This is a genomic window from Brevundimonas sp. Leaf168, from assembly GCF_001423685.1.
Classification (GTDB): Bacteria; Pseudomonadota; Alphaproteobacteria; order Caulobacterales; family Caulobacteraceae; genus Brevundimonas; species Brevundimonas vesicularis_C.
On the sequence record NZ_LMOY01000007.1, the window covers coordinates 67,074 to 79,106 of the forward strand.

A 12,033-nucleotide genomic window follows, 5' to 3' on the forward strand; every position below is an offset into this window, starting at 1 on the left:
CGCCGCGCCCGCCTCTCAGCCCCAAATCATGAAGCTGGGATAGCATGGGATGAAATGGGCCTCAATGGGATCAAGGCCAAGATTTAACCATGTTTTGACGTGTGACGACTTAAGCACGCTCGAACAGCTGGAACATACACGGAACAAACAAAGTATTCACAGGCTGTGAGCCGTTCTAACCTTCCATTGCCAGACAATAGGTTAACGCCCGCCAACACGCGGGACCGCCGCCAGAACGCTGAAATGCGGGGATAATCCCAACTCAGATTAGGCGACGCGCTAAGGGAGGGCGCCAACCCCCAGCCCTACTGGCCTCAAGTAGGCCAAAGGCCGATAGGCCCGAAGAAAAAAGTCGGCCTCAAGCAGCGCGAAGCGCGGTAGGCCGAGAAAATCGGCCTCAAGCAGGCCGAAGGCCGATAGGCCTAAAGAAAAGTATGCCAGACGGCCTGTAAGCCGGGTTTTGTTCCGCTCCGAAGCCGAGGCCCGGATCGGCGACGATCATTCCTCTGGACCGACCATTGCTGATCGGTTCTCGCGACCTACCCGGACATCTGAGGCGGTGAGCCCCGCGAGCGAGCCCGCGCGATGTCCCTATTTGGTCTTGCTCCAGGCGGGGCTTGCCATGCCGTCCCTGTTGCCAGGTCCGCGGTGGGCTCTTACCCCACCCTTTCACCCTTACCGGCCTCGCAAGGCCGGAGGTTTGCTTTCTGTGGCGCTATCCCTCGGGTCACCCCGGGCGGAAGTTATCCGCCGCCTTTTCACCGTGGAGCCCGGACTTTCCTCGACGGACGCGAAGTCCGCCGCGACCGCCCAGCCGTCTGGCGCGCGCTAGATGCGCGTTAGCGGCGCGAACGTCAATTCAATACGCCCGTGACGCTCTCGGCGCTGGCCAGCTGGAGCAGGCCGACCAGGCGGGCGCGGGTTTCGCCGTCGGCGACGCCGTCGACGCGGACCGGGCGCCAATGACGCTGGAAGGCGCGGACGGCGGTTTCGACGGCGGCGTCGTAGTCGCCGCTGGCTTTCAGGCCGTAGCCCAGCCGATGCAGGCCGGCGCTGAGCACCATCGGGCCGATGCCCTGATCGCCCTTCTGCAGCAGGCCGCCCAAGGCCTGCACCCGTTCGGCCGCCGGTTCGAACCACAGGCCGTGCCCGGCCTCGGCCAAGCGTTTCCAGGGGAAAAGCTCGCCCGGATCTTCCTTGCGATCCGGCGCCAGGTCGGAATGGGCGATGATGCGGTTGTCGGCGATGGTCCAGCGACTGCGAATATCGGAGATCAGGGCGATGACGGCCGCGATCTGGGCTTCGGGGAAGGCGCGATAGCCGAACTCATGGCCCGGATTGACGATCTCGATGCCGATGGAGGCGGCGTTGCAGTCGTCCTCGCCCTGCCAGACGCCGCGGCCAGCGTGCCAGGCGCGGCGCTCCTCGGGCACCAGTTGAAAGACGCGGCCGTCTTCCTCAACCAGATAGTGGGCCGAGACCTTGGCCTCCGGGTCGCGCAGGCGGGCCAGAGCGCCCTCGCCGGTCTGCATGCCGGTGTAGTGCAGCACCAGCATGTCCGGCGGCGCACGGCGCGCGTCGAAGTTGGGCGAAGGCGCGTCGATGTAGGACGTCATGGGCGGCGTCGGCTCAGCGGCCGTTGCGCTCCCAGCCATAGGCGACCCAGGCGCCGTCCACCTTGTGGGCCTCGATCAGGTCGTGATCGCTGTTGCGGCGACGCGGCGCGATGTTGCGGCGGGTGCGCATGACCAGACCGACAAGGAAGACCAGAACGCCGGCGAACAGGGCGATGACCGCCACGGCTGCAGCGGTGAAGACGGCGAGGACGGCGCCGACCGCCATGGCGCAGACGGCGGCGATCATGCCGGCGACCCACATGACGGACGCCACCAGGCCGTTGGGACGGCGGCGGGCGGCATGGCCGATGGCGGCGAGACGTTCAGGCTGGAACATGGGTCATCCTTTCAGGCGATCCGGGGAACGCCTGACACGCAATGTCGGTCCATCGGGGCCTGCGGTCAATGGACCGCGACGCACGGTCGCGTGCGCCGCGGTCCATCAAAAGATCGGCTGATCGGCCAGAACCACCGCGCCCTGGCTGCGCATCCGGTCGCTGTCGATCCGGCGCATCACGGCCTGGGCCTGGGGATCGGCCATGACGCCGCCCAGCACGACCAGGGCCTTGGCGGCCTCGGTCTGGACGCCGAACATTTCGGACAGGGCCTCGAACGGCGACTGCTGCTTGGGGAAATGCTTGAAGCGGACAGGCTCGTTGTCGGGAATCTTGGCCAGTTGGCGGGCCTTGTTCACCGCCTCGGTCACGCCGCCCAACTGGTCGACGAGGCCCAGCGGCAGGGCTTGGGCGCCGGTCCAGACGCGCCCCTTGGCGATTTCGCGCACCCGGTCCGGCGACAGTTTGCGGCCCGTCGCCACACGGGTGATGAAGTCGTCGTAGATCCGGTCCATCGAACCGGCGAAGGCCGCGCGCTGCTGGGGGGTGAACTCTTGCGTCGGCGAGAAGGCGTCGGCGTATTCCCCGCCCACCGTCAGCTCACGCATGTCGACGCCGAACCGGCCCAGCGCATCGGCCAAGACGAACTTGCCGCCGAACACGCCGATCGAGCCGGTCAGGGTCGTGGGCTGGGCCACGATCCAGTCGGCCTCGGAACTGATCCAGTAGCCGCCCGAGGCCGCATAGGCGCCCATGGACACCACCACCGGCTTGCCCGCCGCCCGCGCCGCGCGCACGGCGGCAAGGATCTGCTCGGACGCTTCGGGCGAACCGCCGGGCGAAGAGACGCGGAAGACGATCGCCTTGACGCTCTTGTCCTCGATCGCGTCGTAGATGGCCTCGGCCGTGTCGTCGGAATGGATGGACGAGCCGCCGCCGAAGCTGGCGCCGCCGCCGCGCCCGGTGACGATGGCACCCTCCCCGCCGACGATGGCGATGGCGTTCTTGCCCGAACCCGTGCGTTCGCCCTTCTGGCTGGCGTATTTGCCGAACTCGACGATCTCGGCGCCTTTGCCGGCGCGGGTCTTGATGGCGATCTCGGCCTCTTCGACCTGGCCCACCTTGTCGATCAGCCGATTGCTGAGCGCCTGTTCCGCCGAATAGGGGCCGGCCTCGATCACCGTCTTCAGCGCCGGGGCCGTCGTCTTGCGGTCCCTGGCCGCGTTGGCCAGGGCGGTGTCGTAGATCGACGTCATCCAGGCCGTCATCGCCTCGCGGTGCGGGCCGGTGTAGTCGCTCTGGGTGTATTCGTTGACGGCGTTCTTGTACTCGTAGCGCTGTTCAAACTCGGGTTTGACGCCGTATTTCTGGAAGGCGCGGCCCAGGAACAGGCTGTCGGCCGAGAAGCCCGTGGCCTGGAAGCCGGCGGTGTTCTGCATCCACAGCTCCGACGCCGAGGCCCCGACCATATAGGTGGACATCACCGCGCCCGACGGGGCGAAGCCCTGGCTGTGGGCGATGACGGGCTTGCCGGCATTGCGGAAGCGGTGGATGGCCTGGCGCAGTTCGTCGGCGGTGGCGGGCGTCATGCCGCTTTCCGGCAGGCGGATCAGCAGAGCCTTGACGCTGCTGTCGCTCTGGGCCTGATGCAGGCCATCGACCACGTCCGTCAGGGCCAGGCCCGAACTGCCGAAGGCCGCGAACGGATTGGACGACGGCTGGTCGCTGACGCCGCCGCGCAGGTCCAGCTCCAGCACGGTGGTCGCCGGCGTCGTCGGCTTGGACGACGAGGCGACGGCGACCGTCAGCAGCACAACGGGAATGACGACGACGAACAGGATCAGCCCGGTGAAGACACCAAGGACCGTCAGGAAGAATTGCTTCATCGGAGGGAAAACGCGCGCTCGCAGGCCGGAAATGGCGTCGCCAGCATAGGGGGACGCGGGCCGTCGTCAAATGACGCGCGTGCAATCCGTCGGTTGACCTGGCGTTCGCAGCCGCACCCGATTGCTGCGACGCAGCGTGCGGATTGATGCGAGGCCCGGAAATCCCTATATGAGCCGCCTGTGAGCGAGGGCCTGCGCCCCGCGTTTTTCTTGCTGGAGACCGCACGATGCTGGTCACCCTGATGAAGTCCAAGCTGCACCGCGCCACGGTGACCCAGGCCGATCTCGATTACGAAGGATCGATCGCCATCGACATGGACCTGCTGGACGCCGCCGGCATCTATCCGCACGAACAGGTCGATGTGCTGAACATCACCAATGGCGCGCGCTTCACCACCTATGCGATCGAGGCGCCGCGCGGCTCCAAGGTCATCGGCGTCAACGGCGCCGCCGCCCGCCTGGTGCAGAAGAACGACAAAGTGATCGTGGTCACCTACGGCCAGCTGCCGCAGGAAGAGGCGCGCCAGTGGAACCCGAACGTGGTCCTGCTGGACGACGCCAACGCGATCAAGACCGCCGGCTAAGGCGCTTCGCCTCTCAGAATGCAAAAAGGCCCGCCGGCGACGGCGGGCCTTTTCTTTATCCGATCGATGCGATCAGCGGGCGATGTCGTAGACGCCCGTGATGTCGATCCGCACCGTCAGTTCGCCGGCGGAAACCGGCGTGCTCTCGGCCCGGTCCATCGACACGGCGCGGGCGGCGAACATCGGCATCGGCGGCTGGGGCGCATAGCCGCCGCCCTCGGTCAGGTTGCGAATGCCCGACAGTTGGACGTTCAGCGACTGGGCGTACAGCTGGGCCTTGGCCTGCAGGTTGCGCACCGCCAGCTGGCGCGCCTGGTTTTCGGCGGCGGTCGGATCCTTCAGGCCGAAGCTGATGCCGTCGATCTGGTTGACGCCGGCGGCGACCACGGCGTCGGCCGTCGTACCGACCTTGCTCAGGTCGTTGATGACCACCGTCACACGGTTCACAGCCTGGTAGCCGCGCAGCTTGGGCGGCTCGTTCTGGACGTAATCGTATTGCGCCGACAGGTTCAGACCCGAGGTCTGGATGTCGCGTTCAGCGACGCCCGCGCGGCGCAGGGCGGCGACCACGCGCGTCATTTGCGCAGCATTATCGCGCATAGCGGCCTGGGCAGTCGTTGCCTCGGTCTGGACGCCGAAGGTGATGGTGGCCATGTCCGGCGCGGCCTTCACCTCGCCGTAGGCCGACAGGCTCAGCGACGGCGCGGGTTGCATCATGTGCATGGCTCCCATCGGTTCGGCCGTCTGAGCCATGGCGCGCGGCGTGGCGGCGGCCAGGAAGGCGGCGGCGGCGACGGCGCCGCCCAGGGCGACGGTCTTCAACGACAGGGTCTTCAGGGGGGCGGCGGCCAGGTTGCGGGTCATGCAGTCTTCTCCGTGAGCGATCCGGGACCGGCGCATTCGCCGATCCGTTGCAACGACCTTGGCCGTTCTCGCCTGAACCAACGCCCGTGCGCCTTGGCAGTTTCCGTTCATCTTCGTGAAATCGCCGAAAGATCGCCTTCTTGCCCGCCTCCGCTTGGCAAGCCGCGCCCGCGCCTGCTAGGCGAAACCCCTACCGCCGGGGCGCGCCTTGGGGGCCTGTAGCTCAATGGTTAGAGCCGACCGCTCATAACGGTCTGGTTGGGGGTTCGAGTCCCTCCGGGCCTACCACTCTGTTTGTCGAGACCACTCAGAAGCGCCTCAAGACCGCTCAACTGCAGTGTCGCGCACATGCTCACCAGCGGAAGGTGAAACGACCCAGAGCCGCGCCCAGGACCGCGACGAGGCCCATGCCCAAGGTGTACCAGACCGCCACAAAGGCGGCCGTGTGCTCGGGGCAATGCAGGCCATAGACGGTCGCGGCCAGCCCTGCGGCCAGAAGACCGGCGGCGGCGCCGGCGGAAGCGGGCTTCACAGGGGCGAACCGTCTCGCGCCGAAGAATATGAAAGGCGCCGCCAGAGCGCCCAACGACAGTATGTTCGTCGGACAGACCCTGGCGGAGCGCCCCATGACCATGTCCATCCGCGCGTCAGGCGCAGCGCCCAGCAACTCCACGACAGCCCATCCTGCAGCGACGGCCAAAATGGCGGCTAGCAGGATTGCGGGACGGCGCGGCGAAGCGCCCGGCCGCCCCAGTCGATCCAGAAGCCAGAAGCCCGCGACGCACAGGGCCGCCGTATAGGCCGCCTTGGCCCAGAAGGTCGGTCCGGCGACGGCCGACATCAGATCCGGTCGCAATCCCAGCCACCAAACGACACCAGCAAGCGCGACGCCCGCCGCCGGCAGCATGAACAGCAGCACACGACGGTCGACGTCGCTTCGGGACGTCGGCGGCAAGTCCAGCGCCAGGCTGGTGATCAGGTCGTCAGTCTTCATCGTTGGACCCTGCTGCTCTAGCCGCGAAGCGCGCGGTCAGAGCCTTGAAGCTGCGATGGATGCTGACCTTGGCGGCGGCGACGGAATAGCCGTGACGCTCGGCCGCCTCGGCCACGCTCAGCCCGGTGACTTTCACATCATGGATCAGGGCGCGCTGTCGCGCCGGGAGGATCGACAAGGCGCGGGTCAAATCGCGTCGCATGACCCCGTCCTCGACCGTGTGCTCGGCCAGCAGCACGCTTGCGTCATCCAGCGGCTCGGTGAGGCGTCGGCCTTGGCGGCGCAGGTGGTCGATCAGCTTGTGGCGGGCGATCGTGAAGGCCCAGGCCGTGAACGACTGGTTGCGATCCCATGTGGCGCGCTTGGCGTGAATGGCGATCAAGGTCTCTTGCACGAGGTCCTCCGCGTCGCTTTCTCCGTTGAAACGACGGCGTTTGAAAAAGGGCCGCAGGTGCGCGGCCAGGTCCGACAGCAGCACGCGCCAAGCCTGCGCGTCACCGTCCAGGCCTTTGAGCATCAAGGCTTTGAGTTGTGATTCCCGGTCAAGCACGTGCGACTGCGACCTACGCTGCGGAGACCGCGACGGTTACATGGCGTCTCGCAAAATGATGCACGAAAAATAGTTGGCTCGAAAATGTAACGCGCGGCGGGTCGTCGGCGAAAGGCGGATTCAGCGGCCACGAACGGCCGTGCCTTTTGAGAAGGACCTCTTGCATGACCCGCACCAAGATCGCCGCCGCCACCCTAGTCGCCTTGACCGCCGGCGCCGGCATGGCGCACGCCCAATCGACCAGGAACCCCGAGGCCAAACCGGCCGCCATGGAAAAATGCTACGGCATCGCTCTGGCCGGGAAGAACGACTGCGCCGCCGGCCCCGGCACGACCTGCGCCGGCACCTCGGTGCGCGACTATCAGGGCAACGCCTGGAAGCACACGCCCGCCGGCACCTGCACCAGCATCCGCACCCCGCGCGGCAACGGCTCGCTGACGCCAGTCTCGCGCTGATCGGAACTGGACTGATGAACCATGGATCGACCGCCACGACGCCTGTCCCCACTGTGGGACTGGGCCTCAAGGCCCGCCATTACGACGAGGCTCTGGCGTCTGCGGCGGCCGGTCTGTGGTTTGAGGTCCATCCTGAGAACTATATGGTCGATGGTGGCCCTCGCTTGAAATGGCTGGAGGCCATCCGTCGAGAAAAGCCTCTGTCGCTGCACGGTGTCGGCTTGTCGCTCGGCGGAGACGAGGCGCCGGACCCGGAGCATCTGGCGCGGCTCAAGACGCTCGCTGACCGGTTCGAGCCGTTTCTGATGTCCGAGCATCTGGCCTGGTCGCGGGGCGGCGGCGTCTATCACCCTGATCTGCTCCCGTTTCCGCGCACCCGACAGATGTTGAAGCAGGTCAGCGACAACGTCGCGCGAGCGCAGGACGCGCTGGGCCGACGCCTGCTGATCGAGAATCCATCCCTTTACCTCGACCTGAAAGGCCACGAGATGGGGGAGGTCGATTTCCTGGTCGAACTGGCCGCCGCGACAGGCTGTGGCCTGCTGCTCGATCTGAACAATGTGCACATCAGCGCCAACAATCTCGGCGCCGACCCGCGGGACTATCTGGCGGCCGTTCCGGCCGATCTCATCGGCGAGATCCATCTGGCCGGCTTTGCGCCCGATCCCGTCCACGCAGAGGCGCTGTTGATCGACACCCACGACGCGCCGGTCAGCGACGCCGCCTGGTCCCTCTATGCCGAGACACTCATGCGGATCGGGCCGCGTCCCACGCTGATCGAGCGCGACGAAAACATCCCCGACTTCGCCGAGTTGATCGCCGAACGCGATCAAGCCGTCGCCATAATGGAGGCCTGCCATGTCCAGTGCGCCGCCTGACGATCCGATGCTGTCATTTCATGCGAGCTTCTCTCTGGCCTTGCAGGGGCATAGCTCCGTGCTCACACCGTGGCTGGCGGACCCGAATGCGCCCGGACTGGCGGTTTATCGAAACACGGTGGCCAAGGGGCGTGCCGACGCCCTGGCGGGTCTCTATCCGACGGCCGAACGGTTGGTCGGTCCGGACTGGTTTCGCGACGCCGCTCTGATCTACGCCGACAGCGCGCCTCCCTCATCCCCGGTTCTCGATGCCTATGGCGAGGGCTTCCCGGAGTGGCTGGCGACGTTTCCGCCCGCGTTTGAACTTCCGTTTCTGCCGCCTGTCGCCCGTCTTGATCGCGCATGGAGCCGCGCGCACCGCGCCGCTGACGCACCGACCCTGCGCCCTGGGACGGTCGCCGCCCTGTCGCACACTGCTCTCAACGCCGGCAGCGCGGTCCTGCATCCGTCTGCGCAAGTCTTCTGGTTCGACTGGACCGCGCCATCGATCTGGCTGGCCAATCGTCTGGCTACGCCTCCGGACGACATGCTCTGGGACCAGTCTCCTGAGGGCCTGTTGATCGTGCGTCCGGAAATGGAGGTCCAGACCCATCGGCTGAACCGGCCCCAGTTCGCCTTCCTTGACGCCTGTCGTCACGGCCGCACTGTCGGAGCGGCGGCCCTCGCCGCCCTCGCCGCCGATCCCGCAGCCAATCTGTCCGAGCTGTTCAGAGACCTGCTTCTGACCGGCGCCTTCACCCGCATCGATACCGGAGCGCCACAATGACCGAACTGACCGCCGTATCGTCGCCGCGCCCCTCCTTGGCGGTCCTCCCACGCCTGGCCCAGGCTGCGATCCCCCTGCCGGTGCTCAGCCTGATCGCGCGTGTATCGATCGCGGCGGTCTTTTTCCTCTCCGGCCGGACAAAGGTGGAGGGCCTGCTGACCGTCACCGACAGCACCTATGCTCTGTTCGCCGAGGAATACCGACTGCCTTTGATCCCCAGCGATATCGCCGCCCACCTGGCGACCTATTCAGAACATCTGTTCCCGATCCTGCTGGTGCTCGGCCTCGGCGCCCGCTTCGCCGCGCTCGCGCTTCTGGGCATGACTGTAGTGATCGAGGTTTTCGTCTATCCCCTCGGTTGGCCGACCCACCTGCTCTGGGCGACGGTGCTGCTCTACATCATCAGGTTCGGCGCCGGGCCGATTGGTTTCGATCACTGGCTGGGCCGGCGAAGCTGATCCGAAGAATTGCTCAGGTCTGCATTTTTCACCCTGATCTACTGCTTGACCTCAAACTTCATCGTCCATCCTGGGGCGGCTGGGTAGTCATGCCCTGCCGCCAGGATGAGGTCAGCACTGACAGCGGATGTCCTTCTGTCATTGGATACTCCAGAGGGTTGGCTGCCTATCAACATTGAGCCTACGCTGCGTGCTGATCAGGCAAGGGCGCTAGGCGAGTGACGTTTCAACAGGGACTGGCCTTTGGCCTTGTCGGGCTGACAATCGGCGCCTTCATCTGGGGTCGGTTTCGTTACGACCTGGTCGCGGTCGTCGCGTTGGTTGCAGGATTGGCGATCGGCATCATCCCCGCCGAGGCTGCATTTAACGGTTTCAAAAACGACGTCACCGTCATCATCGCCTGCGCGCTGATCGTTTCGGCCGCCTTCGCCCGATCGGGGGTAATTGAGCTCGTGATGCGGCGGGTGATGCCGCTGCTAAAGACTGAGCGTTCTCAAGTCCCGGTTCTGACCGGCGCTGTGACGTTGCTTTCCATGGCGACGAAGAATGTCGGAGCTCTGGCGATCATGATGCCGGTGGCGCTTCAGGTGGCGCGCCAGACGAAGTCGTCTCCGTCCCGGCTCCTGATGCCAATGGCTTTCGGCGCCATGGCGGGCGGCATGGTCACCCTGGTCGGGACCGCTCCGAACATCATCGTCGCCGAAGTGCGCCAAGGCATCGTTGGCGAACCCTTCGCCATGTTTGACTACGCACCAGTGGGCTTAGCGCTCACGCTGGTCGCCTTGGCGTTTTTGGCGTTTGGCTATCGCCTGTTGCCCCGCGATCGACAGGGCGCAACGTCCATGAGCGCGGCCTTGGCCGCCAACGCCTATGCCACGGAAGTCAGGGCGCCTGAAGGCTGGGCTCCGGGGTCTATGACCGTGTCCGCTCTTGCCGCCCTCGGCGACGACGAGGTCAAGATCATGGCGCTGATTCGTTCAGGGAAACGGCGGCTGAGTCCCAGAGGCAATGTCGTCGTCAAAGCGGGTGACGCGCTGCTGATCGAGGGCGAGCAGCAGGCGCTGGAGGGCTTCGTCAGTCGGGCTCAGATGAATCTCATCCGCGATGATCGCCCGGTTCCCATAGCGACCGCATCCGAGGAGATTGCGATCGTAGAGGCGGTCATCGGCCGAAACTCCCCGCTTCAAGGGCAGTCTGTTCGAAGCTCGGATCTGTACGGCCAGCACGGGATCAATCTGTTGGGCGTGTCGCGAAGCGGCTTTCAACTCACCCAGCATCTGCGGACGGCAAAACTGGCGCCCGGCGATATCATCCTGCTTCAAGGCGCCGAACAGGCGCTGCCGGTCGCGCTGAGGGCGCTGGATTTACTCCCTCTGGCGGAGCGTCAGGTTCAACTCGGGAGCGTGCGCAGGCGCTTCATGCCGGCTGTTGTTCTTGCGTGCGCCATGACGCTCGTCGGCCTTGGCCTGGTTCCAGTCGCCGTCGCCTTCTTCGGCGCCGCCGTCGTGATCGTCGCATTAGGCGGCTTGAAGATGCGTGAGGCCTATGCCGCGCTCGATGGACCCCTCCTCGTTCTGATCGCGGCCCTCATTCCCGTCTCAGACGCGATCCAATCCACGGGAGGGTCCGACCTGATCGCAGGACTGCTTCGCCACGTGTTCACAGGCTTGCCGGGCGTCGTCGCCATTACCGGCGTCATGCTCGCCTCAATGGCGGTTACGCCCTTCCTGAACAATGCGGCGACCGTTCTGATCGTCGCCCCGATCGGAGCGACGCTGGCCAAGCAGCTTGGCTACAATCCAGACCCGTTCCTGATGGCGGTCGCGGTCGGCGCCGCGTGCGACTTCCTGACGCCCATCGGTCACCAGTGCAACACGCTGGTTATGGGACCTGGCGGCTACAAGTTTTCTGATTATCCCAGGCTGGGCGCGCCTTTGAGCGCGCTCGTTCTGGTCACGGGGCCCTCTCTCATCTTGCTGTTTTGGCCTCTTTGATTGGCTCGAGGTCAGAAGATAGCGTTGGAACAGACAGGTCAGGATCACCGTTTCCGGCTGTTCGCCGGCTCGCCATCCCGAGCCGCTTATGAGGGCCTGACAGCCTGATAATGCGGCTTCAAAGAGGCCTGAGAGTCGCGAGGCTGCATCAAAACTGCGAGGCGTTCGACAGCTTCAGCCATCGCCAGTCGTTCGCTGTGTGGAAGTTCAGCCAAGGCGGCGAGAAAGCCGTCGCCGAGCAGGCCCGGGGACGTCTGCAATGCCTGCCGCCCCGCGTCGGTCAAACGCACATGGACGACGCGGCGATCCACGGTGGAGCGATAGCGGGCGGCCATGCCCTTGGCTTCGAGCTTGTCCAGCACGGCGACGACGGTCGGCGCCGACATGGAAACGTCCCGCGATATCGCGCTGGTGCTGACTTCACCCAATGCGCGGATGGATTGCAGCACGAGGAGCTGCGGCAGCGTCAGCCCGGTCAGACGTGAAATTTCTCGAGACCGAACATCGATCGCCTGGGCGATGCGTCGGACTGACCGGACAAGGGATGCGGTGGCGTCAACCGCCGCGTCAGGGCTTGGCTCATGGGAAATATCGGCCATTCAGGTTGAACTCTTTCGTGCCCTAACCATTTGTACCCGCTGCTTCCACAATTC

At 65.6% G+C, this 12,033-nt stretch carries 13 protein-coding genes, 1 tRNA gene and 1 other RNA gene; 7 read left to right on the forward strand and 8 right to left on the reverse strand.

Translation table 11 applies throughout. The features are described 5' to 3' along the window. Positions 1–433: 433 nt before the first annotated feature. From rnpB to sppA, 4 genes are all read right to left on the reverse strand, one after another. Positions 434–822, reverse strand: an RNA gene (rnpB, locus tag ASF81_RS07305) — RNase P RNA component class A. 32 nt (positions 823–854) lie between these two features. Next, positions 855–1,616: an N-acetylmuramoyl-L-alanine amidase gene (locus ASF81_RS05160; RefSeq protein WP_055806888.1), complete on the reverse strand. Its 762-nt coding sequence runs from the start codon at positions 1,614–1,616 to the stop codon at positions 855–857. Positions 1,617–1,629: 13 nt separating this feature from the next. Continuing rightward, entirely contained in the window at positions 1,630–1,953 is a 324-nt protein-coding gene (locus ASF81_RS05165) for a hypothetical protein (RefSeq protein WP_055805858.1), read from the reverse strand. 105 nt (positions 1,954–2,058) lie between these two features. Continuing rightward, positions 2,059–3,837, reverse strand: a complete 1,779-nt coding sequence (gene sppA, locus ASF81_RS05170; protein ID WP_055805861.1) for a signal peptide peptidase SppA — start codon at positions 3,835–3,837, stop codon at positions 2,059–2,061. Positions 3,838–4,064: 227 nt separating this feature from the next. Here sppA and panD point away from each other — a divergent pair, with 227 nt between their 5' ends. Further along, positions 4,065–4,421 (forward strand): aspartate 1-decarboxylase, encoded by a 357-nt coding sequence (gene panD / locus ASF81_RS05175; protein WP_039246844.1) that lies wholly within the window; start codon positions 4,065–4,067, stop codon positions 4,419–4,421. Positions 4,422–4,493: 72 nt separating this feature from the next. Here the strand turns inward: panD and ASF81_RS05180 are convergent, their stop codons facing one another. Then, the gene (locus ASF81_RS05180) at positions 4,494–5,285 is read right to left on the reverse strand and encodes an SIMPL domain-containing protein (RefSeq protein ID WP_055805865.1); all 792 of its coding nucleotides are present in this window, start codon (positions 5,283–5,285) and stop codon (positions 4,494–4,496) included. A gap of 212 nt (positions 5,286–5,497) precedes the next feature. On the opposite strand from ASF81_RS05180, the gene ASF81_RS05185 reads away from it, so the two are divergent. Further along, positions 5,498–5,573 (forward strand) — tRNA-Ile (locus tag ASF81_RS05185). 64 nt (positions 5,574–5,637) lie between these two features. Here the strand turns inward: ASF81_RS05185 and ASF81_RS05190 are convergent. Together ASF81_RS05190 and ASF81_RS05195 are read right to left on the reverse strand one after the other, a co-directional pair. Beyond that, entirely contained in the window at positions 5,638–6,279 is a 642-nt protein-coding gene (locus tag ASF81_RS05190) for an NrsF family protein (RefSeq protein WP_055805868.1), read from the reverse strand. Then, a complete protein-coding gene (locus tag ASF81_RS05195) occupies positions 6,269–6,796 on the reverse strand; it encodes a sigma-70 family RNA polymerase sigma factor (RefSeq protein WP_369814901.1) in 528 nt (175 codons plus the stop codon). The genes ASF81_RS05190 and ASF81_RS05195 overlap by 11 nt, the downstream gene beginning before the upstream one ends. A 197-nt stretch (positions 6,797–6,993) precedes the next feature. On the opposite strand from ASF81_RS05195, the gene ASF81_RS05200 reads away from it, so the two are divergent. From ASF81_RS05200 to ASF81_RS05220, 5 genes are all read left to right on the forward strand, one after another. Further along, on the forward strand, positions 6,994–7,284 hold the full coding sequence (locus tag ASF81_RS05200; RefSeq protein WP_055805874.1) for a DUF2282 domain-containing protein: 291 nt from the start codon (positions 6,994–6,996) through the stop codon (positions 7,282–7,284). A gap of 14 nt (positions 7,285–7,298) precedes the next feature. Further along, the gene (locus ASF81_RS05205) at positions 7,299–8,162 is read left to right on the forward strand and encodes a DUF692 domain-containing protein (RefSeq protein ID WP_055805878.1); all 864 of its coding nucleotides are present in this window, start codon (positions 7,299–7,301) and stop codon (positions 8,160–8,162) included. Then, entirely contained in the window at positions 8,143–8,928 is a 786-nt protein-coding gene (locus ASF81_RS05210) for a DNA-binding domain-containing protein (RefSeq protein WP_055805881.1), read from the forward strand. Before ASF81_RS05205 ends, ASF81_RS05210 begins: the two co-directional genes overlap by 20 nt. Continuing rightward, positions 8,925–9,386 carry a DoxX family protein gene (locus ASF81_RS05215; protein ID WP_055805883.1) on the forward strand — a complete coding sequence of 154 codons (462 nt, stop codon included), beginning with the start codon at positions 8,925–8,927 and terminating at the stop codon, positions 9,384–9,386. Before ASF81_RS05210 ends, ASF81_RS05215 begins: the two co-directional genes overlap by 4 nt. Before the next feature lie 218 nt (positions 9,387–9,604). Then, positions 9,605–11,380 (forward strand): SLC13 family permease, encoded by a 1,776-nt coding sequence (locus ASF81_RS05220; protein ID WP_055805886.1) that lies wholly within the window; start codon positions 9,605–9,607, stop codon positions 11,378–11,380. A gap of 86 nt (positions 11,381–11,466) precedes the next feature. Here ASF81_RS05220 and ASF81_RS05225 read toward each other — a convergent pair whose 3' ends face one another. After that, positions 11,467–11,979, reverse strand: a complete 513-nt coding sequence (locus tag ASF81_RS05225; RefSeq protein ID WP_055805891.1) for a MarR family winged helix-turn-helix transcriptional regulator — start codon at positions 11,977–11,979, stop codon at positions 11,467–11,469. Between the last annotated feature and the right edge of the window lie 54 nt (positions 11,980–12,033).

What these genes read in the sequence shown, in the direction of transcription:
- ASF81_RS05205 (WP_055805878.1), top strand. Translation starts at nt 7,299, where the DNA reads ATGAACCATGGATCGACCGCCACGACGCCTGTCCCCACTGTGGGACTG.
- ASF81_RS05195 (WP_369814901.1), bottom strand. Translation starts at nt 6,796, where the DNA reads ATGCTCAAAGGCCTGGACGGTGACGCGCAGGCTTGGCGCGTGCTGCTG.
- ASF81_RS05215 (WP_055805883.1), top strand. Translation starts at nt 8,925, where the DNA reads ATGACCGAACTGACCGCCGTATCGTCGCCGCGCCCCTCCTTGGCGGTC.
- panD (WP_039246844.1), top strand. Translation starts at nt 4,065, where the DNA reads ATGCTGGTCACCCTGATGAAGTCCAAGCTGCACCGCGCCACGGTGACC.
- ASF81_RS05200 (WP_055805874.1), top strand. Translation starts at nt 6,994, where the DNA reads ATGACCCGCACCAAGATCGCCGCCGCCACCCTAGTCGCCTTGACCGCC.
- ASF81_RS05180 (WP_055805865.1), bottom strand. Translation starts at nt 5,285, where the DNA reads ATGACCCGCAACCTGGCCGCCGCCCCCCTGAAGACCCTGTCGTTGAAG.
- ASF81_RS05225 (WP_055805891.1), bottom strand. Translation starts at nt 11,979, where the DNA reads ATGGCCGATATTTCCCATGAGCCAAGCCCTGACGCGGCGGTTGACGCC.
- ASF81_RS05190 (WP_055805868.1), bottom strand. Translation starts at nt 6,279, where the DNA reads ATGAAGACTGACGACCTGATCACCAGCCTGGCGCTGGACTTGCCGCCG.
- sppA (WP_055805861.1), bottom strand. Translation starts at nt 3,837, where the DNA reads ATGAAGCAATTCTTCCTGACGGTCCTTGGTGTCTTCACCGGGCTGATC.
- ASF81_RS05210 (WP_055805881.1), top strand. Translation starts at nt 8,143, where the DNA reads ATGTCCAGTGCGCCGCCTGACGATCCGATGCTGTCATTTCATGCGAGC.
- ASF81_RS05165 (WP_055805858.1), bottom strand. Translation starts at nt 1,953, where the DNA reads ATGTTCCAGCCTGAACGTCTCGCCGCCATCGGCCATGCCGCCCGCCGC.
- ASF81_RS05160 (WP_055806888.1), bottom strand. Translation starts at nt 1,616, where the DNA reads ATGACGTCCTACATCGACGCGCCTTCGCCCAACTTCGACGCGCGCCGT.